22 protein-coding genes are annotated in these 24,079 nt (G+C 68.7%); 10 read left to right on the top strand and 12 right to left on the bottom strand.

What is annotated here, in order from left to right; translation table 11 throughout:
* Positions 1-39: 39 nt before the first annotated feature.
* The 4 genes from B2869_RS09120 to B2869_RS09105 form a co-directional block, all read right to left on the bottom strand.
* Entirely contained in the window at positions 40-1,254 is a 1,215-nt protein-coding gene (locus tag B2869_RS09120; protein ID WP_292765364.1) for an ABC transporter permease, read from the bottom strand.
* Positions 1,251-2,003: an ABC transporter ATP-binding protein gene (locus B2869_RS09115; RefSeq protein WP_081859744.1), complete on the bottom strand. Its 753-nt coding sequence runs from the start codon at positions 2,001-2,003 to the stop codon at positions 1,251-1,253. Before B2869_RS09115 ends, B2869_RS09120 begins: the two co-directional genes overlap by 4 nt.
* Positions 2,000-2,926, bottom strand: a complete 927-nt coding sequence (locus B2869_RS09110; protein WP_136023848.1) for an efflux RND transporter periplasmic adaptor subunit — start codon at positions 2,924-2,926, stop codon at positions 2,000-2,002. Before B2869_RS09110 ends, B2869_RS09115 begins: the two co-directional genes overlap by 4 nt.
* A 100-nt stretch (positions 2,927-3,026) precedes the next feature.
* Complete coding sequence (locus B2869_RS09105; protein ID WP_021199833.1) at positions 3,027-3,233, bottom strand: DUF3499 family protein; 207 nt, start codon at positions 3,231-3,233, stop codon at positions 3,027-3,029.
* 78 nt (positions 3,234-3,311) lie between these two features.
* On the opposite strand from B2869_RS09105, the gene B2869_RS09100 reads away from it, so the two are divergent.
* Positions 3,312-3,740, top strand: a complete 429-nt coding sequence (locus tag B2869_RS09100) for a hypothetical protein (RefSeq protein ID WP_292765355.1) — start codon at positions 3,312-3,314, stop codon at positions 3,738-3,740.
* Between the two features lie 30 nt (positions 3,741-3,770).
* Here B2869_RS09100 and B2869_RS09095 read toward each other — a convergent pair whose 3' ends face one another.
* The 4 genes from B2869_RS09095 to manA form a co-directional block, all read right to left on the bottom strand.
* The gene (locus B2869_RS09095) at positions 3,771-5,156 is read right to left on the bottom strand and encodes a DUF5719 family protein (RefSeq protein WP_292765352.1); all 1,386 of its coding nucleotides are present in this window, start codon (positions 5,154-5,156) and stop codon (positions 3,771-3,773) included.
* Entirely contained in the window at positions 5,153-8,212 is a 3,060-nt protein-coding gene (locus tag B2869_RS09090) for a glycosyltransferase (RefSeq protein WP_292765349.1), read from the bottom strand. Before B2869_RS09090 ends, B2869_RS09095 begins: the two co-directional genes overlap by 4 nt.
* A 102-nt stretch (positions 8,213-8,314) precedes the next feature.
* On the bottom strand, positions 8,315-8,635 hold the full coding sequence (locus B2869_RS09085) for a WhiB family transcriptional regulator (RefSeq protein ID WP_081859749.1): 321 nt from the start codon (positions 8,633-8,635) through the stop codon (positions 8,315-8,317).
* Positions 8,636-8,799: 164 nt separating this feature from the next.
* Positions 8,800-9,930, bottom strand: coding sequence for a mannose-6-phosphate isomerase, class I (gene manA / locus B2869_RS09080; protein WP_292765344.1), 1,131 nt, complete (start codon positions 9,928-9,930; stop codon positions 8,800-8,802).
* A 68-nt stretch (positions 9,931-9,998) separates the two neighbouring features.
* On the opposite strand from manA, the gene B2869_RS09075 reads away from it, so the two are divergent.
* A complete protein-coding gene (locus tag B2869_RS09075) occupies positions 9,999-11,414 on the top strand; it encodes an O-antigen ligase family protein (protein WP_292765341.1) in 1,416 nt (471 codons plus the stop codon).
* Positions 11,411-12,709 carry an O-antigen ligase family protein gene (locus tag B2869_RS09070; protein ID WP_021199826.1) on the top strand — a complete coding sequence of 433 codons (1,299 nt, stop codon included), beginning with the start codon at positions 11,411-11,413 and terminating at the stop codon, positions 12,707-12,709. Before B2869_RS09075 ends, B2869_RS09070 begins: the two co-directional genes overlap by 4 nt.
* A gap of 13 nt (positions 12,710-12,722) precedes the next feature.
* Here B2869_RS09070 and galE read toward each other — a convergent pair whose 3' ends face one another.
* Positions 12,723-13,712, bottom strand: coding sequence for a UDP-glucose 4-epimerase GalE (gene galE / locus B2869_RS09065; protein ID WP_292765335.1), 990 nt, complete (start codon positions 13,710-13,712; stop codon positions 12,723-12,725).
* Positions 13,713-13,862: 150 nt separating this feature from the next.
* Between galE and B2869_RS09060 the strand changes: the two genes are divergently transcribed.
* The 3 genes from B2869_RS09060 to B2869_RS09050 are packed head-to-tail and all read left to right on the top strand — an operon-like array spanning position 13,863 to position 17,309.
* Entirely contained in the window at positions 13,863-15,761 is a 1,899-nt protein-coding gene (locus B2869_RS09060) for a glycosyltransferase (RefSeq protein ID WP_292765332.1), read from the top strand.
* A complete protein-coding gene (locus B2869_RS09055) occupies positions 15,758-16,720 on the top strand; it encodes a glycosyltransferase (RefSeq protein WP_292765329.1) in 963 nt (320 codons plus the stop codon). Before B2869_RS09060 ends, B2869_RS09055 begins: the two co-directional genes overlap by 4 nt.
* Positions 16,721-16,724: 4 nt before the next feature.
* Positions 16,725-17,309: a hypothetical protein gene (locus B2869_RS09050; protein WP_292765326.1), complete on the top strand. Its 585-nt coding sequence runs from the start codon at positions 16,725-16,727 to the stop codon at positions 17,307-17,309.
* A gap of 18 nt (positions 17,310-17,327) precedes the next feature.
* Here the strand turns inward: B2869_RS09050 and B2869_RS09045 are convergent, their stop codons facing one another.
* Together B2869_RS09045 and B2869_RS09040 are read right to left on the bottom strand one after the other, a co-directional pair.
* Positions 17,328-17,693, bottom strand: a complete 366-nt coding sequence (locus tag B2869_RS09045; protein ID WP_292765323.1) for a hypothetical protein — start codon at positions 17,691-17,693, stop codon at positions 17,328-17,330.
* Positions 17,694-17,737: 44 nt separating this feature from the next.
* Positions 17,738-18,436: a hypothetical protein gene (locus B2869_RS09040; RefSeq protein WP_292765320.1), complete on the bottom strand. Its 699-nt coding sequence runs from the start codon at positions 18,434-18,436 to the stop codon at positions 17,738-17,740.
* A gap of 128 nt (positions 18,437-18,564) precedes the next feature.
* Between B2869_RS09040 and pseI the strand changes: the two genes are divergently transcribed.
* Positions 18,565-19,626 (top strand): pseudaminic acid synthase, encoded by a 1,062-nt coding sequence (gene pseI / locus B2869_RS09035; RefSeq protein ID WP_292765317.1) that lies wholly within the window; start codon positions 18,565-18,567, stop codon positions 19,624-19,626.
* On the opposite strand, the gene B2869_RS09030 is transcribed toward pseI, so the two are convergent.
* Positions 19,627-21,057 carry a bifunctional UDP-2,4-diacetamido-2,4,6-trideoxy-beta-L-altropyranose hydrolase/GNAT family N-acetyltransferase gene (locus B2869_RS09030; RefSeq protein ID WP_292765314.1) on the bottom strand — a complete coding sequence of 477 codons (1,431 nt, stop codon included), beginning with the start codon at positions 21,055-21,057 and terminating at the stop codon, positions 19,627-19,629.
* A 174-nt stretch (positions 21,058-21,231) separates the two neighbouring features.
* On the opposite strand from B2869_RS09030, the gene pseB reads away from it, so the two are divergent.
* From pseB to B2869_RS09015, 3 genes are read left to right on the top strand one after another with little or no spacing between them, the layout of a single operon-like run.
* Positions 21,232-22,221, top strand: a complete 990-nt coding sequence (pseB, locus tag B2869_RS09025) for a UDP-N-acetylglucosamine 4,6-dehydratase (inverting) (protein WP_292765311.1) — start codon at positions 21,232-21,234, stop codon at positions 22,219-22,221.
* Positions 22,222-22,223: 2 nt separating this feature from the next.
* Positions 22,224-23,348, top strand: a complete 1,125-nt coding sequence (pseC, locus tag B2869_RS09020) for a UDP-4-amino-4,6-dideoxy-N-acetyl-beta-L-altrosamine transaminase (RefSeq protein WP_292765307.1) — start codon at positions 22,224-22,226, stop codon at positions 23,346-23,348.
* Complete coding sequence (locus tag B2869_RS09015) at positions 23,234-24,076, top strand: glycosyltransferase family protein (protein ID WP_318391109.1); 843 nt, start codon at positions 23,234-23,236, stop codon at positions 24,074-24,076. Before pseC ends, B2869_RS09015 begins: the two co-directional genes overlap by 115 nt.
* The last annotated feature ends 3 nt before the right edge of the window (positions 24,077-24,079 follow it).

Genomic DNA, 24,079 nt, shown 5'->3' with positions numbered 1-24,079 from the left:
CCACCACCACGGGGCGACCCGATCGAGCCTGCCGGTGTGTCAGAAACGGATCGCGTCGATCACCTTCACCCGCAGGGCGACGAGGGCGGGGATGAAGCCCGACACCGCGCCGACGATGACGGAGGCGAGAAGCCCGATGAGCGCCGCCCGCATCGGGAACGGCGGGATGTCCTGGATGCCGTAGAACAGCGACGTGATGACCCATTCCGACCGCAGCACCGCGACGACGATCGCGATCCCGATCACGCCGGCCACCGTCGTCGCCACCAGGCTCTCCAGGAACACCGCGAAGAAGACCCGCCCCGAGCTCGCCCCGAACGCGCGTCGTACACCGATCTCGCGCACACGCTGGCGCATCGCCACGAGCTGGATGTTGATGAGGCTCAGCGCTCCGAGGGCGAGGATCAGCGCGGCGATTCCTCCGGTGATCATCTCGAAGGTCGCCTGGGCGTCCATCGCGCCGGGCTGCGCCGCCCAGTCCGATCTGTTCACCGTGACCGTCTGTCCGGCAGGCAGGCCCGCCCGGAGGTCCATCGCGAGCACCGGGGCGATCTGGTCGACCTGCCCCGTGCCCATCCAGATCTCGTACTGGGTCCACGCCTCCGTGGGCAACGCGTCCACGCGAGCCCGGTACGCGTCGTAGAGCAGATCGACGCGAAGCTCTTCGTCGCCGAAGCCCTGGCGAGGTGTGACTCCGATCACCTGGTACGTGCCACCGGCCGGACCGCTCAGGGTCACCGTCGGGTGCTGCGACAGCGGCACACGCCCCAGACGGTCCCAGAGGGGCTCGGTGATCACGACGGGGGGTGCCATCGCCTCGGTGTCCGAGTCGATGAACCAGCGCCCGTCCAGAAGCCGCTCGCGATGGATCTGCGAGAACGCAGGATCCATGATGCGCGCCGGAACCGGCGCGATGCCGTCGGGAAGCTGCAGGTCGACCGTCAGCCCCTGGGAGATGCGCGCGGTGTGGCTGAAACCGAACCGCTCGGACACACGACTGAAGCGGGCATCGAAGCCGTCGGCGTCGACGGGAGAGCCGTCATCGGTGTTGACGGAGACGACGACGGTCGCGGCGCGCCCGCCCCACCGGTCGGACTGCTCGGCCTGGAACTGGCGCTGGTACTCGGAGAACGCGACGACCGCGGTCAGAGCGCCCACCGACACCGCGATGCCGATCAGGCTGAGCAGCACACGCAGCTTGTGCACCCGGATCTCGGCCCAGGCGTCGGAGAGAGCACCGAGGAAGCCGGTCATGCGATCACCTCCGGCGGCGCCGAAGGCACCGACGCCGCGAGGGTCGACGCTTCGAAGGCGCGGCTGAGGTCGGCGGCTTCCAGGCGGCCCGCATCGAGGCGGTAGTGCCGACGTGCCCGTGCCGCGACATGGAGGTCATGGGTGATCGTGACCAGTGCGGCGTCCGTCTCGGTCGCCACCTCGTCGAGGAGCGACATCACGGATGCGCCGGTGTCGATGTCGAGCGCGCCCGTCGGCTCGTCGGCGAGGATCAGGACGGGTCGGCGGACCAGCGCCCTGGCGATCGCGACGCGCTGCTGTTCGCCGCCGGAGAGCTTGTCCGCGATCTGCTCGACACGATGCCCGAGGCCGACCCGCTCCAGCATGTCGGCGGCGATCTGACGACGGTTCCAGAACATCTTCCCCTTGGCGTGGCCCAGCGGCATCATCACGTTGTCGATCGCCGTGCGCCCGGGAAGAAGATTGAACTGCTGGAAGACGAAGCCGACGTTGTCCCCGCGCAGGCGGTCGAGCCGACCGGAGCGCATCCTGCGCACCTCGCGCCCTTCGAATGCGACGGAGCCCGATGTCGGTGCGTCCAGCATGCCCAGGATGTTGAGCAGGGTGGATTTCCCGGATCCCGACCGACCCACGATCGAGACGTGGTCACCGGCTCCCACCTCGAGGGTGATCCCGCGGAGGATCTCCAGCCGGGAGTCATCCGCCAGGAGCACGCTCTTGGAGACGTCGTCGAGCGCGACGAGACTCACCAGTTCATCCCGCTGTCGCACTGCTCCACTCCCGGGGAGACCTCGTAGCAGAACTCCTCGACGGGAGCCACGAAGCCGGGGACGAACTGACGGATGCTGTCACCCTCGGCCAGCCCCTCCGTCACCTCGACCGTGACGCCGTCGTTGACGCCGAGCGTCACTGCGCGCTCCTCGGGGTCGGATCCGTCGCCCGCGTCCACCCAGACTTTGCCGGATCCCGCGCCGCCCTGGACGGCGGTGACCGGGATCACCAGAGCATCGTCGACCTGGCCGAGAGCGAGGTCCATCTTCGCGGGGAGTCCGGCGAAGACGGTCTGATCGACGGGGATGGCGCAGCGCACACTCGCCGTGCCCTCCGCGGTGACCTGCACCCCGACTCCGGTGCACGCGAACGGCGCGGGACCGCCGGTGATGGTGACCGTCGCCTCCGTGGGCGCGTTGACGAGGCGGTACAGCTGCACAGGGTCGACCGTCGCGAGCAGGTGGTACTTGGCCGGGGTGAGCTTGTACGCCTCTGTCCCGACCGTGGTGGCCTGGCCTTTGACCATGGCGAACTCCGACACGTCGCCCGCTTCCGGCGCGACGACGTCGATGTCCTTCCGCGGCTCTTCCTGGCGCACGGTGTAGAGCTTCTGGCCGGCGGCCACCGCTGCTCCTTCACCCACGTGCACGGCGAGGACGGTGCCGTTGAGCTCGCCGCGGACGACGTAGGCGTCGTCGCGGGCCACGTTCCCACTCAGGCTCAGCGCGTTGACCACCGAACCGCGTTCCACCATCACCACCGGATCCGTGATCCCCGCCTCAGGGCTGACGACGCTCTCCGCGCGGTCGGGGAAGAACGCGATCTTGACGAGTGCCGCGGCACACGCTCCGAAGACCACCACGAGAAGCAGGGGGAAGATCCAGCGGCGCCAGACGATCACGAGTGCCTTTCCGGCCGTGCCGCCCTGGCACGCCTGCGGTCAGCGTATCCAGACTTCGGATCCTCGCCGACGGCTGCGTCCGCGTGTCGACGCAACGCCGTCAGGCGCGGAGGGCCTCGTGACGCACGACGAGCCAGCCCGCGGGAACCGAGAGCCGGTCCGCATGCGGTGAGCACAGATCATGTGCCTGCGGGTCGTTCGCGGCGCCGAGCGGGCCGAGCGCCGCCATCTGATCGCCGTAGTCGTAGGTGAGGGTGGCTACGGCTTCGCGCGCGCAGCCGACCTTCGAGCACAGTCGTCCGTCCATCTCAGCCAGCGTACGGCGCACCCCGGGTGAGCGTCGGATGCCGCGCCGAGTGATCCTGGCACCGCCTAGACTTTCGTCATGCCCCGCCGCCGCACCGCTCATGCCTCCGCTGCCCCGCGGCGCGGTGCACGCCACGGACGACACGGGCGTCTCGGCCGCAGCGAGGTCGTGCGACCGCCGCTGGCTCCACTCGACGGCCGCCTCGACAGATTCGACCTCACCGTCGGAACGGCCGTGGAGTTCCTCCGCGGGACGTGGCCAGAGTTGCAGGACGTCCGGTTCGAGATCGGCGCGATCCCGGGTTTCGAGGCCGGCGAAGAGGTGCCGCGCTGGTACCTCGATCGCGACAATCGGCGTATCGTCCTGTTCCGACTCCCCATCGAGCGGCTCCTGCCTCCGGGGCACGACGATGCCGCTCACCGACGCATGGCCATCGAGAGCGCGGTATTCCGCGCCGCAGCGGAGTACGTCGGCCGTGAACCGTGGGATCTCGGTCACGAGCACTGACGCTCCGGCCCCCGAGGCGCCCGCATTCCGTCAGGGATAGACCGTGATCGGCTTCTCTCCGCCACTGCTCGCCTGCACCGGGAGCACTGCGAGCGCACCGGGTGCCGTGAGGGTCACGGCCGCGTGCACGGGCGCCGTCGTCCGCATCCGGTACGTCGTCCGCCCCTCGACCGCGGTCCCGCCGGTCTCCCCCGCGGGGATGACGACCTCCTGGGCCTGACCGCCGTCGACCGGCTCGAGTGTGACGGTCGCGTCCCGGTCCGAGGTGTTCGACACCTGCAGTCGTGCCGCGGGACCGGAGGGCACGGCGAAGACCACGTCGGCGTCGATCTCCGGCGCGGGAGTGATCCACGCGAAGTCCGAATCGAGACCGAAGCCGTCCTGCTGTCTGACCCCGGCGAGGAGCGGCACGTCGGATTCGACCTCGACGGTGTACCGACCGGGCTCGAGGCCGGAGAGCGAGACCTGAGCGGGAAGATCCGCCTCGACGGGAACGGTGAACTCGTCTGCAGGCCCCGTCGCTCCCTCGGCCTGAACCTTCACCTGGACCCGAGCGTCGACGCCGGGGGCCAGCACCCGCAGAACGGCCATCTCCGCGTCATCGCCGTTGGCCGGGAACGCCTGCACTCCGGTGAAGACGAGTCTCTGCTGGGGGCCCGCGACCGAGTCCTGGAGATCGATGCCCGCAGGATCGAGGACGCGCACGAGCGAGGACTGCAGGGCCGCTCTCACCGGAGCTCCCACCGCGCTCACCTTGACAACCGGCAGATCGTTGCCGGCGGCGAACGAGGTCAGAGGAAGCGCCGTCTGCGAACGCGGAGGGACGATGACGGTCCGGGTGCTCCGGGCGGCTCCGTACACGGCGAGGGTCACCGTCGACGGGACCTCGGTCGCGTTGGTGAGGGTGATGATGTCTTCGGTGCCCGTGTCGATGCTCCCGCCCACGAGCCACGACTCCAGCCTCGGCACGCCGCAGGGCAGGGCGGCGTACCCCGCGAGGTCGTCCGCGGCGATCGTGACGGACTCGGCACCGGCGATCAACGGTGCCGAACGCCCGTCGACCGGGCCGGTGAGCACCTGAGGTCCGCCCGCATCGGGCAGATCGGTCACCGCGAGCGCCTCGGACGACGGTCTCCCGGCCGTGCCTCCGGACGTGAGGCTCGTCGATGCCGCCGAGAGCATGTCCAGGGGAGCCGACGAGTCGCGACCGAGCGCACGGAGATCACCGTTGCAGACCAGGACGCTGTCGCCGGGTACGGGTGTGACCTCGACCTGCGCGGGGTCGTGCGCGACGGTCGGCCACGGCGCATGGATCGCCGCGGCGACACCGACGACGCAGGCGGCGATCACGGCCACCCCCGTGATGACACGGGCGCTGGTCGCGGCGACTCGGAAGGCGCGGTTCCCGTTGCTCATCGGTCCTCCTCCATCGGCTTCGCGTGTTCGTCGTGGAGGCTCGCCGAAGCGCCGTCCACCGACCCGCCGTCCACCGACCCGCCGTCCGCTGTCGCGTCGTCCACCGGCCCAGAGGCGTCTTCCATCACCGGGTCAGCGATCGGCGCCAGTGCCTCGTCGTCCAGGGCGGGCGCGTCCTGGGGGTCCTCGATCACCCCGACGGGCGCTTCATCGAGGGAATCCCTGTCCTCCGCGTGCCGAGGCAGCAGGATCGGCTCCTCAGGCACGCGACCGACGATCCGCGACTGGGCGCGAGCCGCACGACGCGACGCACGGGTCGGGATGGACAGCAGGAGGGCCGCGAAGACCGAGAGCAGCTGCACGGTGATCACGAGGCGAGCGGTGCCCTGCTGGGCGGATGTCAGCGACGGCTGCGCGGCGGCGTCGGCATCGAGACGCCAGAGCACGCCGCGATCGGTGGTGCCCGCGTGCACGAGGCCGGCGCGCTGATCGATCGAGGCGACCGCCGCAGTACGGAGCGCCCGCGCCTTGTCCCCTTCACCGGGCGCCTGAGCGACCAGGACGTAGCTGATCCCTTCGGCGGCCAGTGCTCCTGGAGCATCGAAGTCGCGGGCCGAGAGGAGATCCACGGCCAGGGTGGAGATGTCGGCCCCCTGTGGTTCGACCGCGGTGGAGATCATCGTCGACTGCGACCCCAGCGTCTCGCTGGCTCCCCAGGCCACTTCTGCGGCCAGTCCGCCGTCGTTCTGGGGGGTGAGCACGAGGGTCGCGATCGGCCGGTCCCCTGCAGCCTGTGCGGCCACGTACGAGGGCAGCGTCGACTCAGGACCGTTCGTGAGCACCGCGCGCCCCAGGTGCAGGGCGCTGAACGCCGGGATCGCGCAGACCGCCAGTGTCACGGCGGCGGCGACCGCCGCGAAGATGCGCAGGCGCGGAAGCGTGAGCGCGGTGTCGAGCGTCACGAGGGCAGCCCCCACGACACCGATCCACGCCAGGCTGAGTCCGGTGCCCGGCCAGATCGCGACCGGCGTCCCCTGCGCGAAGCTCACGGTGACCCCCACCGCGAGGAACGCCGTGGCAAGCCCGGACAGGGCGACCACGAGCAGGGTGATCCCCGCGCGCCAGCGTGGAGCGACCGCAGCACCGAGCGCCAGCACGGCGAGAGGTGCGCACAGGAGTGGTGCCCACACGGCGATGGGTGCGGGCAGAAGCGCCATCCAGCCGCCCAGCTCCGACGTCGGGAAACCACCGGCGATCGCAAGGCGTCCGGCGACGTCAGCGGCGGCCTGGGGGCCTGCCCAGATGAGTCCGGGGTCGCCGAGGATCCCCAGAGGCGTGCCGTGAGCGAGCTGCCAGATCACCAGTGGTGCGAACAGTGCGATCGTCGGCACCGGCAGCCAGAGCAGTCGCCCCGCGCCTCGGAACTGCGCCGTTCCCAGCACGATGCCCAGGGCGACGATCCACAGCAGCGCGAGGGCGGGTGCCAGCGACGGTGCGCAGGCGAGCACGGCGGCGAGGAGCAGCGACGCGCTCCCCGCCGCCCCCCATGAACGATGGGCGACAACAGCACTGTGGAAGAGCCAGGGAAGCAGGAGATGGACGAGCACCGCCGCCGGACGTCCGTCGACCAGGGCGGTGAGGAACGTGGGCGCGAGCGCCCACGCGATGCCGGCGAAGATCCGGAGCCCTCCGCGATCGGTCACTCGCGTGGCGGCGAACCACCCTCCCAGAACCGCGAGCGGGAGGGCGAGGATCCACAACAGCACCATGGCGAAGGAAGGACCGGCCGGCCAGAGCGTCCCGAGTACCGCGACCACGGAGGCGAAGGGGTCGGCAGGGCCGACGAGGCCGAGGGCGACGTCGCGGGTTCCCCACGCCGCATCGCTCCAGAGCGCGGCGACGGTCTGTCGGAGCGGCAGCAGTCCCCCGCCCCCCAACGTCGGCCAGGCCAGCAGGCTCGTGAAGGACGCAATGCTGACGACCAGGGCCGCGAGCACGGCCCAGGCCCCACCACCGGAGAAGAAGCGCAGTTCGCTGACCGCACCTCCCTCACTTCCGTGCCCGTCGTCCAGACGCCGACGGAGCTCGGAAGACGTCACCCGCAACGGAGCGATGCTGGCCCAGGTGGAAGTGCGGAAAGCGCGGATGCCGGCGCGGGAACGTGCGACGGCACCGAATCGGAACATCGCCGTGAGGGCAGCCCCCCATTCGGGGAGGACAGCCTCGGGCCGCTTGCCGACGAGGTCGGTGATGGACCGCCACAGCGCAAGCGGAAGCAGACTGAGCCAGTGCAGCGGCACGGCCGCGGCCGGCGCATACGCCAGCCGTCGGTGCAGCTGGGCCAGGCGGGTCACGTAGGCGCGGCGCGATCGACCAGAAGGAAGCGCGGCAGGACCGCCCGACGATGCCGAGACCCGCGCACTCGGCGCGAGGACGACACGGCCACCCCCGAGGCGTGCACGGACCCCGAGGTCGAGTCCCTCATCGGCGCCCGCGAGGGCCGGATCGGGTCGCAGGGCATCGCGCACCTCGCCACGGATGAGCATCCCCCGCACATCGGCGCCGAGAGCATCGTCCGAACGGTCGTGCTGACCCTGATCGAGCTCTCCCGCCGCGAGTTCGACGGAGCGGCCCCACGCGGTCATGCTGACGCCGAGCGAGACGATCTCGCGCTCGTTGTCCGTGGCGACGAGCTTGGGGGCGACGATGGCGGCGGACGGCGAGCGCTCCAGCGTGCCGCTCAGACGCTCCAGCGCCCGAGGGTGCGGCGTCGTGTCCTGTGCCAGCAGCCAGACCGCAGACCCCTCGGGCACTCGAGGTCGGGCGAGCTCCACCGCCTCGGCGAAGGACGTCGAGGCACGCGCCTCGATGATCCCTTCGACGGTGCCCGCGACGGCCTCGCTCTCGCGCACGGACGACGCATCGCCGCATACGACGAGGGTCACCGCGGCCGCGGGGGTGGTCTGCGTGCGAAGGGCGTCGAGAGTGCGGAGGAGTTGCGCTCGGGAAGAGGATCCAGTGCGCGCGACGATGATGGCGTGAACTCGGGCTGGCATGACGTCGTCAGCCTATGCGCGGGAGGGGCGACGTCGGAGCACCGGATACGGCGCGCCCGCGAAGCCGGTGGCATCGTGGCTCTCGGGCCGATGCGGGTCCGTTCAGCTCGCGCGGCGCTTGAGCTTCCTGCGCTCGCGCTCGGACAGGCCACCCCAGATGCCGAACCGCTCATCGTTGTTGAGAGCGTATTCCAGGCACTCCCCGCGGACGTCGCACGACGTGCAGATCCGCTTGGCGTCCCTCGTCGATCCACCCTTCTCAGGGAAGAACGCCTCCGGGTCGGTCTGCGAGCAGAGAGCGTCGCTCTGCCAGGCGAGAGCGTTGTCGTCATCGCCGGCGTCGGTGCGTCGAACCCCGGGAACACCGAGGTTGATCGGATCGACGAACCAGTTCTCCGGTACGTCTGAACGGTAACCCGTCATCTCGATCTCCAACCCTGTCTCCGCCCCCCGGCGGGCCGTGCGCATGACTAATTACACCCGTGTCATTCGCTCCGGTCAAGTCGCGGATCGTAAACCCTCAAGCGACTATTGAAGGTTCATGGACCATCACCGGCGTGTCGGGATGCGGTGATCGGCCGCGGGGATCACCGCCCTGGACCAGCGATGAAGACCTCGCCCACGCCCGAGAGCGTGACGGTCGCCTCGTCCGCGTCGGCGAAGGCGACCGTGCCGACCGCGAGCACGATTTCGTCCCCGGAGGCCGAAGAGACGGTGACTTCTCCCGCGGTGGCGAGCACCATCGTCGGCCCGGAGACGTCGAGGGTGAGGACGGCTCCGTCGACCACGACGCGCTCGAGGGCGAAGTCGGATACCGGAACGGGATACGGCGTGACCGGCCCCGCGCTCTCTGCGCGCAGCACCGGCACCTCCCCGGGAGTGGTGTCGAGGATGGCCAGGAGCTCGGGCACATCGATGCGCTTCGGCGTGAGGCCCCCGCGGAGCACGTTGTCGCTCGCGGCCATGATCTCGACGCCGAGCCCGGAGAGATAGGCGTGCAGCAGACCGGCGCGCAGGAACACGCCTTCTCCACGCTCGAGCACCACGTGGTTCATGAGCAGCGCCACGACGACCCCCGGGTCCCCCGGGTACGTCTCCGCGACGTCGGCGATGGCGCGGAGCGTCGTGCTCCACTCCCCCGCCTCGCCCCGAGCCGCGGCCGTGACGATCGCGCCGATGATCTCGTCGACCTCGTCGTCCGCCTCACCGCCGAGCAGCCAGGCGATCACGTCGCGGAGGGCGTCGCCCTCGGCGCTCAGACGTGCGCGCAGCTGTCGGACCCCACGGCTGTCATCGAGCTCCTCGAGCAGAGAGAGCGTGTCGGGGACGGGACGCAGTCCGCTCAGCGACTCGAACCGATCGCTGAGCGCCACCAAGAGTTCGGGTTTGTGGTTGTCATCCCGATAGTTGCGCTGCGGGTCGTCGGTGTCGAGACCGCTCTCCCGCGCCCACCCCGCGCGCGCCTGCTCGATCGTCGGATGCACCTGGATCGAGAGCGGGCGTCCCGCCGCGAGCAGCTTGAGGAGGTAGGGAAGCGTGCCTCCCGTGACCTGATCGAGTGTGCCACCACCGGCGACGTCGGCGGGGTCACCGGGGTGATCGCCGAACCAGACCTCCGCCTCCGGAGCGCCGGTCGGTGTGCGTCCCTCGAGTCCGGCGAGGAGGAAGTCCGATCCCCAGGCGTAATCGCGGGGCGTGTTGGTGAGGCTCAGCAGCATGCCACCAGCGTAGAGCCGCGTCGCCGCGTTCAGCGACGTCGGGAGCGCGGGGCGGTAGCCTGAACGCGATGGCCCAGTACACGAAGCATCCGGTGTCTGCCCCGCCCACCGCGCCGGAGCGCGAGTCGACGGGGCATCTCATGCTGCGCGGGTATGCGATCGTCGTGCTCTTCGTCACCTTCGCCCACTCTGCCGTCTACAACCTGCTCGGGCCGGAGGGCGCCGGGATCACGCTCGCCGTCTTCACGCTGGCGACGCTCGGCATCGGCGTCCCGATGCTCGCCCGCAATCGCCCGCAGCCTTTCCGCTGGCGTCGCCTGCCCTGGACCGCGCTCGGCTACACGACCCTCGCGCTCGTATCCGTGGCCTGGTCGCAGTGGCGCGGGCCGACGCTCATCACGTGGGTCCTGCTCGCGTCCGTCACGGTCAACGCTCTCTTCATCGCCCACGTGCTCACCTGGCATGAGATCGTCCGCGCTCTCTCCTCCGCGTTCAAGTGGATCCTCGGCCTCTCCCTGGCGATCGAGCTCTGGGTCTCTCTGGTGCTTCATGGACCGCTGCTGCCGAACTTCCTCGAACTCCCGGACGGAAAGATCGATCCGCAGTGGTACTGGGTGCGCGACAACCTGTTCGACGGGGGCAGGATCCAGGGCATCGTCGGAAACGCGAATCTCCTGGCGATCATCTCGCTCTTCGCGATCATCACATTCGGAGTGCTGTTCGCCGCCAGAGCGCGGTGGCGCACGACGCTCGCCCTGTGGATGCTCCTCGCGGCGTACTTCCTGTTCCGTACGGCATCGGCCACCGCGATGGTGTGCGCAGCCGCCGTCGCGGTGGTCCTCGTCGTCGCACTCCTGATGCGCCGCGCCCGCACCCCCGGCGCACGCACGCGCATCTACATCGTGGCCATCGGCGGCGCGGCGATCGCGGCCCTGGGCGTCTGGCTGCTGCGCGAGCCGCTGCTCGGTCTCCTCGGCCGCAGCGCCGATCTGACCGGCCGTTCGGACAAGATCTGGACCAAGGTGCTGCAGCGCGCCGGCGAGCATCCGATCTTCGGCAACGGCTTCTCGAGCCCCTGGATCCCGACGGACCCCGCCTTCGACGAGTGGATCACCGACCACGGCATCACCGTGTTCCACGCGCACAACATGTGGTTGGACGTCCTGCTCCAGCTCGGCGTCGTCGGCGTGGTGCTCATGGCGGTCGCGTACGGCACGCTGCTGTGGCGCTCCTGGTTCTTCGCCGTCGACCGTCCCCGCTGGGATCTCGACGGCGCACGACCGTTCTCCCCGCTGACCCTGCTTCCCAGCCTGTTCACGGTGGTGCTGCTGGTGCAGGGCTTCTCCGAGTCCACCCCGATCATGCTGTGGGGGTGGATGCTCCTGGTGCTCCTGTCGTTCAAGCTCAAGTCGGTGCCGCTGGTCGGCGTCGGCGAGCGCGACCTCCTGTTCGAACGCGGCGCTCGGCAGCGGCGGGTGCCGTGACGCCGGCGCGCCCGATGGTCCGCCTGCTCGGATCGGTGGAGCTGGCTCGTGCGTTCACGCTCGCTGCTCTGACCGCGGTGTTCGGATCGTACGCGATCCGACAGATGACGTCAGCCGTCACGCTGGCGACGATCATCGCGGCGCTGTGCCTGCTCGGCGCGGCGATCCTGTGGGTGCGCAGGGACGAGCTCTCACTTCTGCGCATCGCACCGTCGTCGCTGCTCGCGTTCCTCGCCTGGGCCCTCGTGAGCGTCTTCTGGAGCACGGACAAGTCCGACACGATCTTCGGCTGGATGTCCCTGTTCGGCTATGCGTTCCTGGCGATCACGATCGGACACATCCGGGACACCCTCCAGACCGTGCGGGCGATCGGAGACACGCTGCGGGTGCTCCTCGCCGCCTCGCTCGCCGTGGAGATCCTGTCGGGCGTGCTGCTCGACCTGCCGTTCACATTCCTCGGCGTGCAGGGCGACCTCGCGGCGGGCGGCCCGATCCAGGGGCTGTTCGGCAGTCGCAACATGCTCGGGTTCATCGCGGTCATCGCACTGATCACGTTCGTGATCGAGTGGCGGACGCAATCAGTGAACGCACCGCTCGCCGTGATCTCGATAGGGCTGGCGGGGTTCCTGGCGGTGCTCTCCTCCTCTCCGACCGTCCTGGTGCTCGCCGGTGCCGTCGGCGTCGTCACGGTGGCGCTCACGATCGTCCGGCATGCGCCTCCGGAACGACGGACGATCGTGCAATGGATGCTCGGGGTCGTGGTCACCCTCGCTCTCGCCGCCGGGTTCGCGCTGCGCCACCAGATCATCGCCCTGCTCGACGCCGGATCCGACTTCTCGCTCCGCGCCTCGCTGTGGAACACCATCCTGGACTTCGTTGCGGTGAAGCCGATCCAGGGCTGGGGCTGGTTCGGCGACTGGGCGCGCGGCGAATACCCGTTCACCTACATCAACTTCCAGCTCGACGATCGCCACCAGAGCGCGCTCAACGCGTTCTTCGACGTGCTCCTGCAGCTCGGCGCCGCGGGCCTGGTGGTGTTCCTGCTCCTGGGCGGTGTCGCCCTGATCCGCTCCTGGCTCGTGGCGAGCACACGACGATCGGTCGTCTACGCGTGGACCCCGATCATGCTCGTGACCCTGGCGGTCGACTCGATGTTCGAGAGCTTCACGCTCGTCGGCGCCGGGTGGTTCATGCTCGTGCTGTGCGCGCTGCGTGCCGGGCAATCGCGGTCGTGGCGCGAGAACATCGACGCGGCGCACACGGGCGCCATCCCGACGCTTCGTCCGCAGGAATAGCCGGAGAGCGTGGTCAGCGCAGCGAGGAGAGCTTCTCCGCCCAGGTGATCGCGTCCCGCACACCGTCGTCCACAGAGCGCTCCGCACGCCAGTCCAGGACATCCGCCGCGCGATCGACGATCGCGAAGGCGCCCGCCTGGTCTCCGGGGCGGCGATCGGTGTCGATCGTGGGAAGGGGCTCACCGGTGACGCGCTCGAACGCCGCCACGAGCTCGCGGACGGTCACGCCCTCCCCTGTACCGATGTTGATCACCTGGTAGGGCTCATCGGGTGTGGAGACGTCGTCGAACCTCTGGACAGCAGCCACGTGCGCGAGTGCGAGGTCCCAGACGTGGATGTAGTCGCGCAGCCCTGAGCCGTCGCGGGTGGGCCAGTCGGTGCCCGTGATCGAGAACGGCTCGCCGGTCGCACGGGCGCGCATGATCTTCCCCAGCGCATGCGAGGGCACGGGGTTCTGCAGGCCGGTACGCATCTGCGGATCGGCACCGATCGGGTTGAAGTAGCGGAGAGCGATCGCCCGGAAGTCTCCGTTCGTCGCCGCGTCCTTCAGGATCTGCTCGACCATGGCCTTGGTCGTGGCGTAGGGACTGGACGGTGCGAGCGGGCTGTTCTCGTCGGCACCCTGTCCGCTCTCCCCCGCGTACACCGCTGCCGAGGAGCTGAACACGATGCGGGAGACACCCGCGTCACGGAGTCGCTGGAGCAGCAGGATGGTCCTGCCCACGTTGGTGTCGTAGTAGCCGAGGGGGTCGGTCACCGATTCGGGCACCACGATCCGTGCCGCACAGTGCACGACCGCATCGATGTCGGGGTGATCCGACAGGAGACGGGTCAGGATCTCCGGGTCGGCGATGTCGCCCTCATAGAGATCGCGCCCCTCGCAGAACGCTCGAAGGCCCTTGGACAGGTCGTCGAGGATGACCACTTCCATCCCCGCCTCGATGCACGCGGTGGCGACAGTGGATCCGATGTATCCGGCGCCGCCGGTGATCAGTACCTTCATCGCAGCCAGTCTAGCCATCGTCTCTCGGCAGCCGAGGTGAGCCTCTCCGCTGATCCGGAGGGAGCGGACGGTAGGCTACTCACTGCTCATCGAGTCCGGTGGCTGCATTGCGACAGCCGCCTGCGGCATCAACATCGGAGAAACCAGCCCGTGGCACACGTCCTGCAGAACGTCGTCTTCCCTGATGCAGACGACCCCGCCGTGTTCCCGCTCTACGTGGACCCCGAGCACCGGCCGACCGCAGAGGGCGAGCATGCGGCGGGCGCTTCCGCCACACCGATCGACGGCGTCCTCGGCCGCTACAGTGCGCGCGTCCCTGCGCAGAGCACCTGGTCGTTCAGCACCTATTTCAACGCCTTCCCCGCCTCATACTGGCGCCATTGGACGAGTGTGCGAGACGTGCGTCTCACCGTGCGCTCCACCGGAACCGGCACCGTGCTGCTGCATCGTTCGGATGCGCAGGGCGAGTCCCAGCGGATCGATGCGCGCCCCGTCGCCGGAGACGCCACGACGATCTTCGATCTCGATCTCGACGGTCACGACGACGGCGGCTGGATCTGGTTCGACGTCGTCGCAGAGGACGAGCCCGTCGTCCTGGATGGCGCGCGGTGGGAGACGGAGCGGGAGCCGGTCCGCACCGGGAAGGCGTCGCTCGGCATCACCACGTTCGACAAGCCGGACTACTGCGTCGAGACCCTGCGCACGTTGACGGCGTCCCCCGATGTGCTGTCGCTCGTCGATCGCATCTTCCTCGTCGACCAGGGCACCCGGCTGGTCAGTGAGGAAGAGGGATACGAGGCGGTCTCCTCACTCCTCGGCGACACCCTTCAGGTGATCCGCCAGGACAACCTCGGCGGCTCCGGCGGGTTCGCCCGGGCGATGCACGAGTCACTCCACCGACCGGAGAGCGCGTTCGTGCAGCTGCTCGACGACGACGTCCGGCTCGAGCCCGAATCCCTCCGCCGCTCCATCGTGTTCGCCCGATACGCGACCGAACCCACGATCGTCGGTGGCCACATGTTCGATCTGAGAGCACGGTGCACGCTGCACGGCTGGGCCGAAGTGGTCGACGAGGCGGCCTTCGCCTGGGGCGACACGAACCCTGACCGCATGCCCCACGACTTCGCGACGGCGAGCCTGCGTCGTTCGCCCTTCCTGCACGCTCGCATGGACGCCGACTACAACGGCTGGTGGATGTGCCTCATCCCGCTCGAGGCGATCCGTGAGATCGGGCTCGCACTGCCGGCGTTCATCAAGTGGGATGACGCCGAATTCTGCCTCCGCGCGGGGAAAGCGGGCTTCCGCACCGTGTCGGTTCCCGGCGTGGCCCTGTGGCACGTGTCGTGGGTGCACAAGGACGACATGATCGACTGGCAGGCCTACTTCCACGCCAGGAACCGGATCGTCGCCGCGCTCCTGCACTCGAATGCGCCTCGCGGCGGACGACTCCTGGTGCACAGCCGTCGTGTCGATCTCAAACACCTGATGATGATGCAGTACTACCCCGTGGCCCTTCGAGCGAAGGCGCTGCGCGACATCCTGGCCGGGCCGCACCGGCTGCGCGCGAGTCTCGCGACATCGATGCCCGCCGCCCGCGCGCTCGCGTCGGAGTTCCCGGAAACGGTCGTGCACCGAGACGACTCGGCCGTCGGTCACCCGCGGACCGGACGTCGACGATATGCGCAGGCGCCGAAGAGCCCCGAAGGACTGCGGCTCCGCTGGCTGACGCTCTCGACCCTCGTCATGAACTGGTTCCGCCGTCCCGCTCCAGAGAATCTCGCCGCTCCCGAGACGGAGTTCCGGAAGAAGGATGCCGTGTGGTGGCGACTGGGCAACGTCGACAGCGCCCTCGTCGAGACTGCGGACTCCACGGGAAAGCTCCTGTACATCCGCGACCGGCGCACGCACCGTCAGATGTTGCGCGAATCGATTCGGCTGCACGCCGAACTGCGCCGTCGCTGGCCCGAACTGCAGAACCACTACCGTGACGCGCTCCCCGAGCTCGTCTCTCCCACGTCCTGGCAGCAGATCTTCAAGGAGAAGGCATGACCGCGGCACCCGCTGCATTCGACCCGACCACGGCGACGATCGTCATCGTCACATACAACCGCTCGCACCTTCTCACCGGTCTGCTCACGAGCATCGCGGCGATGGACCCGAAGCCGGGTCGCGTCGTGATCATCGACAACGCTTCGGTCGACGACACCACCGAAGTGGTCGACTCGTTCCGTGACGGCATCGGTACCGAGATCGTGTACCGCCGTCTCGACACCAACACGGGCGGATCAGGCGGCTTCAGCGAGGGGATGCGCACCGCATACGACCTCGGCGCCGAATGGATCTGGATGATGGACGACGACGTCGAGGTCCTTCCGGACGGCCTGGCCAGGATGGGCTTCTGGACCCCGCGGTTCAAGAGCATCCAGGGTCGCCGCTTCGACTACGACGGCAGCGAGTTCTACTGGCAGTACCGCATCGCCGAGCGCATGGGCATCCCGATCCCCTTCGCTCCCTCCGGGTTCGACACTTCCGGCTACAAGGAGATGAACAGCGGCTGCTTCGAGGGCATGTTCATCCACCGCTCCGTCGTCGCCCAGATCGGCCTGCCCGACCCGCGCTTCTTCATCTACTGGGACGACCAGATGTACGGGTGGCTCGCGTCCCGCAAGACGACCGCGGTGATCGTGGACGAGTTCGTGCTGCGCCGCACGCGAGAGATCAAGCAGTGGGACATGGGCGTCCGGCACATGAACGCGTCGAGCAACGCCTACCGCTTCTACATCATGCGCAATCGCGCCTACATCAAGAACTACTACCGCGTGCACGGCGTCTACAACCCCGTGCTGTTCGGCCTGGGGACGGCGATGACCTTCGCGAAGGAGCTCATCCGACTGGTGTTCGTGGAGCGGACGGTCCGCGGCACCAGCAACCTGTTCCGAGGCCTGAGAGAAGGCGGCAGACTCGCCCGCGATCGGTCCTGGCAGCCGATGCCTCCGCTGGAAGGATGAGGCCATGACCGACGAACCGCAGCCCGAGCTCCGTTGGGCCCCCATCGAACCCCAGCCGCGCAATCGCGGACGAGTGTGGTTGATCATCGGACTCTCCGTCCTCGCCCTGCTCGTCGTCGCGGCGCTGCTGTTCTTCCTCCTTCCCAGGGATGGGACACCGGCGCCGGGCGCTTCGACGTCTCCGACAGCCACGACGACGCCTACGCAGACGCCGTCCGCGATTCCGTCCGCGTCCCCGGACCCCACGGCACCGGTCGACACTCCCCCACCCGTGGAGGACCCGTCTCTTCCCGCGTTCCGCGACCGCGTGGGCGTGTGGCTGGAATCGGCGCCGGTCGGGCTGGACATCGTCTCCGAAGGCGAAGGAGACCTCGAATCCGTTCTGAACGCGATGCAGGAGGACGCGCAGCGCCTGGCAGAGTCGCTGCCGCCGTCGTCGATCGCTCAGGAGTGGAGCACGACGACGAGCGAGTACTTGAGCCGACTGGACTCACTGCGCTCCGCGGTATCCTCCGGATCGAACATCAGTCAGGCGGTCGATGCCGCGCGCGTCAGCGTCGACGCGCTGCGCAGCCTCGCCGGCCTCTAGCCTCCGAGTCGCCCGCGGCTATCGAGCGGGCGACTCGAGACGTCGGAGACGCTCCTCATAGTGCGAAGCGAGCTCGAGCCGGATACGGGCCCGCTCGTGTTCGGCTCTCGCTCGCACGAGATCGCTCTCCGGATCCCCGTTCGCGAGGTCGAGCTGATGCCGCAGCCACTCGAAGCGCTGCTCCAGCGCAGCGACCTGCGGGGCGATGCGATCGAACTCGGAACGGATGTAGGAGAAGTCTGCCTGGTTGCCTGCCAAGCGAGCCTCATAGTCGGCGCGGTCGCGCTCGAGGCTCGCACGGGCCTCCTCGAGGCGCGCGTCCACTCTGGCATCCACGCGGCGCACGACAGCAGCGTCGATTCGTCGACGGATTCGGTTCAGCATTCAGTCCTCAATCATTCGGGTGATTGGTGATGGTCGGGTCGGGGTCAGCGGTGATAGGAGATGCGCCCGGAGTCGATCCACTCGCGCACGAGCATGGATTCGAGATCGATGCGGTGTTCGGCCCCGACGGCTGACGGGTCTCCGTAAGCGTGGTTCCAGGCGGTCTGATCGGGCGCATCCACGAAGGAGAACCCGGTGACGTCGATCTCGACATCGGGGAACAGCCTGGTCGCGATCCAGAGCATCACCGTGCCGGTGGTCGCCCATTGTCCGCCCTCGTACGGGTCCACTCCCATCGCCTCGCCGAGCGGGAGGATCACCTCGCGGTTCGGCATCGTCACGATGCCCAGGTCCGGCGGCCAGAACTCGGGGGTCTTCGGGTTCTCCCACAGCAGACGCCCCGGCTCGATCATGAGGTAGAGACGGTCGGTGTATTCCGAGAAGAACCATGGGGTCGGTCGGACCCCACGGTTGAAGACCACGACGTCGACGCGCCGCCCGACGGTCGCCGGACCATCGATGTCATCCATTCGGAAGCCGTTGACGCGGATGACGAGGTCTGCGGAGTCGATCCGCTCCGCACGTTCCGGAGACTCGGCCAGAGGCTGATTCCCCACGACCGCGACTCGGCGGATCCCCTCGGGCCGGCCGAACGACTCAACCAGCGGTCGAAGCCCGTCGTAGAAGGCTTCCTCGCCAGTCGTCGCACGCTCGTCGCCGACGAGCTCCGTCACACGCCCCATAGACCCACAGCTTAGGGCAATATTCCGGCCTATCCGGAATTGCGGTATGCAGTTCGCAGGGCCGGAGCGGACGCCCCGCGCAACGCATGTCGCCTCGTCGAGGAACGCCCCCGTCTAGAGTTGTCGGCGTGACTTCTGCGCAGACCATCGATCTCTCCTCGGCGAAGATCGGCACCGGTTCCCCCGTGTTCACGATCGCCGAGATGTCGGGCAACCACAACGGGGACCTCGAACGAGCGCTCGCGATCGTGGATGCCGTGGCATCGACAGGAGCGAACGCCCTCAAGATCCAGACCTACACCGCCGACACGCTCACGATCGACTCCGACCGCCCCGGCTTCCGTGTGAAGGGCGACCACGATCTCTGGGGCGGACGCAATCTGTACTCCCTGTACCAAGAGGCGCACACTCCGTGGGAATGGCACGCGCCGATCTTCGAGCGCGCCGCCGCGCACGGTCTGATCCCCTTCTCCACACCATTCGACCCGACCTCCGTCGAGTTCCTCGAGGGTCTCGGCGTCGAGCTCTACAAGACGGCGTCCGCGGAGATCGTCGACCTTCCCCTCCTCCGCGAGGTCGCTCGCACGGGCAAGCCGATGATCGTATCGACAGGAATGGCCACCCTCTCCGAGATCGACGCCGCGGTGACGGCCATCCGCGATTCGGGCAACACGCAGCTGGTGCTGCTCGCCTGCACCGCGGCCTACCCCGCCATCCCCGAAGAGGCGCGACTGGGCAACATCCGGACGCTGAGCGAGGCCTTCGACGTGCCCATCGGACTCTCCGACCACACCCTCGGCATCGGGGTCGCCGTCGCGGCGGCCGCTCTCGGAGCCGTCGTGATCGAGAAGCACGTGACGCTCGACCGGGGCCACGGAGGCGTGGACGCCGATTTCTCCCTGAGTCCTGCCGAGTTCGCCTCCCTGGTCAGCGCGTCGGAGCAGGCACGGATCGCCGCAGGAAGCGGAACCGCCTTCGGTCCCACCCCGCAGGAGCAGACGGTCCTCGCACTCCGCCGATCCCTGTACGTGACGGCGGACGTCCGGGCCGGTGACGTCGTCAGCGCGGCGAACGTCCGCTCGATCCGCCCCGCCGGCGGTCTGGCACCGGAAGCCTTCGGGCTGGTCGAAGGGCGTCGATTCAGTCGCGATGCGGACCGAGGCACCCCTCTGTCCTGGGATCTGCTCTAGTCAGCCAGCCGGCGAGAGACGCCACTTCGCGAACGTGGCGAAGCCGCCGGCATCGGTGGGAAGGTGCGGCAGGTATCCTGCCCGCTGGAACAGCTTCGATGAGGCCGTGTTCGCGGTGTGGACGGTCGCGAGGAGGCGACTCGGCGCCTCCACGTTCAACGCCTCTTCCGAGGCGGCGAGCACGGCACCGGCGAGGCCACGTCCACGCTGCTCCGGGGCCATCGTGATCGACGCCTCCCAGTCTGTCGCAGAACGCCGATCCCACCGCGTCGAGGCCACGAGTCGTCCTTCCGACTCGACGACCAGGAGTCGCCGGTCCGGATCGGCGAGGGTGCGGTCGAGCCACGAGACGTGCGAGCTCCATTCGAGAGGTTCGCTGGACCGGGAGTGCGCTCGAGTGGACTCGTCGTTGCGCCAGTCGTAGAGCACCCTGGCATCGTCCCGGGCCGCGGAGCGCACGTTGACCGGCGGCGAGGGACGGGGCGGATCGGGCACCGCATCGACGAGCTGCTCCCAGGATGCGACGATCCGCCATGTCCCGAGTCCGTCGACCGTCTCCCGAAGCTCGGCTGACTGCGCCGCCAGCACGTCGCCGTCGCGCAGGAGGGCGCCCAGCTCGGCGACCCGTGCATCCAGATCGGCATGGGGCGGAACACCGAGTCCCCACGCGAGACCCCGCTTCACGACGTTCGTGTAGCCCGGACGCTGATTGTCGACCGCGCACAGGACGGCCATCGGAACTCCCATGCAGGCGAAATCCCACACGGATGTCCCTGCGGCCGTCACCGCGAGATCGTGCTCACGCGCCAGGGCAGGCAGGTCTTCGACGAAACCGCGCACCTGCACGTCATGGACGGACAAGGCGGCAGCGTCTCGCACCTCGACGCGGTCGCGCGGATCGACCACCGTGACGCGGAGTGGTCCCGGGACACCGTCGAGCGCTCGCACGACATGAGCTGTGAGCCCCCGCGGGTCGGAGCCGCCCATGACGACGAGCACACGGGGCACTGCGCTCAGCCGGTGTGATGCGGCGCGCTGGCGGAGCACCTGCTCGCGCACCACCGCGACATCGAGACCGACCAGAGGGTGGCGAGTGAGGTCCGGACGCGCGAACGTCTCCTCTGCCCCGAGGTTCGCGTCGATCGAGAGATCGGCTGCCCTGACGCCGTAGGGGCCGTCCTGCATGTTGCTCACCAGGGTCCCGGCGCCGCGGACGTCTGGCACGTCGGTGTATGCGTCGAGGTGCAGGACGTCCACCTCTCCTGTCGCTGCGAGCATCGCTTCGGGAAGCTCGGGCGCGCGCACGGATCGGATGGCGAGGTCGGCCTCGATGCGGTGCACGGCGGCCGATCCGGCCTCGTCGATGTCGCCGATGAGTGACACCGACCACCCGCGTTCCCTGGCGACGGCGGCGATCGCGAGTGTGCGCATGAGGTGCCCCATGCCGTGCTCAGCCCCGGCATTGCAATGGAGGAGGGCTCGTCGTCGACTCATCGTTCGCCCTTCATCACCGACCGCAGGCACGGCCGTGCCCACCCGATAGGATAGGCCGGGCGTGATTCAACCCGGGAATCCGCACCATTCCACGACGCTGAGGGAGACAGAGTGTCGGTTCTCGAGGGCTCGAGCATCCTCATCACAGGCGGCACCGGATCGTTCGGCAAGGCGTTCATCCGCCATGCGCTGACGCACCTCGATCCGCGGCGCCTCGTGGTCTTCTCCCGCGACGAGCTGAAGCAGTACGAGGTGAGGCAGCAGTTCGGCGACGACCCACGGTTGCGCTGGTTCATCGGCGACATCCGCGACGAGCGGCGCCTCGTCCGCGCCCTGCACGGAGTCGACTACGTGGTGCACGCGGCAGCACTCAAGCAGGTGGACACCGCGGAGTACAACCCGTTCGAGTTCGTCAAGACCAACGTCCTCGGCAGCCAGAACGTGATCGAGGCGTCGATCGATGCGGGTGTCAAGCGGGTCGTCGCCCTGTCGACGGACAAGGCCTCCAGCCCCATCAACCTCTACGGTGCCACCAAGCTCACGGCCGACAAGCTCTTCATCACCGGGAACCACTACGCGGCCGCCTACGACACACGCTTCGCCGTGGTGCGATACGGGAACGTCATGGGCTCGCGCGGCTCGGTCATCCCATTCTTCGAGAGACTCGGAGCCGAGGGGAAGCCGCTGCCGATCACCGACCTTCGCTGCACGCGATTCTTCATCACGCTGCCGCAAGCCGTCGAGATGGTCGTCGACACCTTCGAGCTCATGCAGGGCGGTGAGCTGCTGGTCCCCCGCATTCCGTCGATGAAGGTGACCGACCTCGCTCACGCCGTCGTGCCCGGCGCCGAGCTCGTCGATGTGGGTCTGCGCCCGGGCGAGAAGCTGCACGAGGAGATGATCAGCCCCGAGGAAGGGCGCCGTGCCGTGGTGGTCGCCGACGGCAGGTACTTCATCATCCAACCCGACCTCGCGTCGTGGGGATATCGCGTCCCGAAGGATGCCGTACCGGTGCCCGAAGGGTTCGCGTACCGGTCTGACAGCAACGACCAGTGGTACTCGCAGGCCGAGATCGCGGCGATCATCGAAGCGGGTATCTGAGGATGCTGCCGTACGGGAGACAGTCCATCTCCGAGGACGACATCCAGGCAGTGGTCGAGGTCCTCCGCGGAGACTGGCTCACCACCGGACCCCTCGTCTCCGCCTTCGAGTCCAAGATCAGCGAGCTCACCGGCGGACACCGCGCGGTGACGGCCACCTCGGGCACGGCGGCGCTCCACATGGCGTATGCGGCAGCGGGGATCTCCACGGGCGACGTCGTGATCTCGACGCCCATGACCTTCATCGCGACGACATCGACCGCGTCCATGCGCGGTGCACGGATCGTCTTCGCCGATGTGGAAGAGGACACCGCGCTCATCGACCCGGCCGCGGTGGACGCCCTCATCGACGAACGCACCCGCATCATCGCCGCCGTCGACTACGCCGGTCACCCCGCCGACTACGACCGGCTCACCGCGACGGCATCACGCCATGGAGCCCTCGTCCTCGACGATGCCGCGCACTCCATCGGCAGCACCTACAACGGCCGGCCGGTCGGCGACCTCGCCGACATCACGACGCTGTCGTTCTTCCCGACGAAGAACCTCACCACCGGCGAGGGCGGAGCGCTCGTCGCCAAGGATCCCGAGGTGGCACAGCGTGCGCACGAGTTCCACAACATCGGTCTCGTACGGGACGCCTCACGCTTCCAGGTGCCCGGCGAGGGGGCCTGGCATCAGGAGGTGCACGAGTTCGGCGTGAACTACCGACTCACCGACATCGCCTGCGCGCTCGGCTTGTCCCAGCTCTCCAGACTCGACGCGTTCAAACGTCGGCGGGCGGAGATCACGCGGCGCTACGACGATGCGCTGGCCGATCTCGACGGCGTTCGGCGCCCGATCCAGCGTGACAACGTCGATGCGATGCGTCACCTCTATCCCGTGCGCATCCTCGACGGGCGACGTCGTGAGGTCTTCGATCGGATGCGGGAACTCGGCGTCGGCGTCCAGGTCAACTACATGCCCGTCTACTGGCACCCGGTGTACGCCGACGCAGGCTACCGGCGAGGGATGTGCCCCAACGCGGAGGCCTTCTACCGCGAGGAGCTCTCGCTGCCGATCCATCCCGAACTGACCGACTCGCAGGTCGACCAGGTCGTCGACGCCCTCGCGGAAGCGCTGCGGTGACACGAGTCGGGATCATCACGCAGGCGCGGATGACCAGCACCCGGCTCCCCGGCAAGGTCCTGCTCACCGCGGGAGGACGTACCCTGCTCGATCATCACATCGACAGGTTGCAGAAGCTCGATGTGCCGCTGATCGTGGCCACGACGACGAATGCGAGCGACGATCCGATCGCGGCACTCGCCCTGTCCCGCGGAGTGCGTGTCTTCCGCGGCAGCGAGACAGACGTGCTGGGACGATTCGCCGGTGCCGCGCGCGATGCCGGGCTCGACGTGGTCGTTCGCGTCACGTCGGACTGCCCGCTCATCGACCCCGCGCTCGTCCAGCAGGGCATCCAGCGGTTCGCCGAACTCGACGACCCCACCGCACACGTGTCCAACGTGCTCGCGCGGACCTATCCTCGCGGCTTCGACTTCGAGGTCTTCTCCGCCGCTGCGCTTCTCGAAGCGGACGCGCTGGCATCCCTTCCCGCTGATCGCGAGCACGTCACCCCTTTCCTGTACAGCGGCCGGGGCGCCGAGACGAGCCTGCACCCGATCACCGGCCCCCGCGATGCGTCCCGCTTCCGGGTCACCGTCGACACCCCAGAGGACCTCGCGGTCATCCGCGCCCTCGTCGAGACCTACGGCGCGGCAGCCCTCGGCGCCGACGAGATCATCGGGCTGCTCGAAGAGCACCCCGAGCTGGTCGCCCTGAATGCGGACGTGGAGCAGAAGAAGCTCGGAGAGTGACCT

Source organism: Microbacterium sp. UBA3486 (assembly GCF_002377845.1).
Taxonomy (GTDB): domain Bacteria; phylum Actinomycetota; class Actinomycetes; order Actinomycetales; family Microbacteriaceae; genus Microbacterium; species Microbacterium maritypicum_A.
The sequence above is the reverse complement of the archived record's forward strand: the minus strand, read 5'-3'. Positions and strand labels throughout refer to the sequence as shown.

Bases quoted from the DNA above. Each gene is read 5' to 3' on its own strand.
- B2869_RS09120 (WP_292765364.1), bottom strand. From the start codon at position 1,254: ATGACCGGCTTCCTCGGTGCTCTCTCCGACGCCTGGGCCGAGATCCGG.
- B2869_RS09105 (WP_021199833.1), bottom strand. From the start codon at position 3,233: ATGGACGGACGACTGTGCTCGAAGGTCGGCTGCGCGCGCGAAGCCGTA.
- B2869_RS09100 (WP_292765355.1), top strand. From the start codon at position 3,312: ATGCCCCGCCGCCGCACCGCTCATGCCTCCGCTGCCCCGCGGCGCGGT.
- B2869_RS09095 (WP_292765352.1), bottom strand. From the start codon at position 5,156: ATGAGCAACGGGAACCGCGCCTTCCGAGTCGCCGCGACCAGCGCCCGT.
- B2869_RS09090 (WP_292765349.1), bottom strand. From the start codon at position 8,212: ATGCCAGCCCGAGTTCACGCCATCATCGTCGCGCGCACTGGATCCTCT.
- B2869_RS09085 (WP_081859749.1), bottom strand. From the start codon at position 8,635: ATGACGGGTTACCGTTCAGACGTACCGGAGAACTGGTTCGTCGATCCG.
- manA (WP_292765344.1), bottom strand. From the start codon at position 9,930: ATGCTGCTGAGCCTCACCAACACGCCCCGCGATTACGCCTGGGGATCG.
- B2869_RS09075 (WP_292765341.1), top strand. From the start codon at position 9,999: ATGGCCCAGTACACGAAGCATCCGGTGTCTGCCCCGCCCACCGCGCCG.
- galE (WP_292765335.1), bottom strand. From the start codon at position 13,712: ATGAAGGTACTGATCACCGGCGGCGCCGGATACATCGGATCCACTGTC.
- B2869_RS09055 (WP_292765329.1), top strand. From the start codon at position 15,758: ATGACCGCGGCACCCGCTGCATTCGACCCGACCACGGCGACGATCGTC.
- B2869_RS09050 (WP_292765326.1), top strand. From the start codon at position 16,725: ATGACCGACGAACCGCAGCCCGAGCTCCGTTGGGCCCCCATCGAACCC.
- B2869_RS09045 (WP_292765323.1), bottom strand. From the start codon at position 17,693: ATGCTGAACCGAATCCGTCGACGAATCGACGCTGCTGTCGTGCGCCGC.
- B2869_RS09040 (WP_292765320.1), bottom strand. From the start codon at position 18,436: ATGGGGCGTGTGACGGAGCTCGTCGGCGACGAGCGTGCGACGACTGGC.
- B2869_RS09030 (WP_292765314.1), bottom strand. From the start codon at position 21,057: ATGCGCACACTCGCGATCGCCGCCGTCGCCAGGGAACGCGGGTGGTCG.
- pseC (WP_292765307.1), top strand. From the start codon at position 22,224: ATGCTGCCGTACGGGAGACAGTCCATCTCCGAGGACGACATCCAGGCA.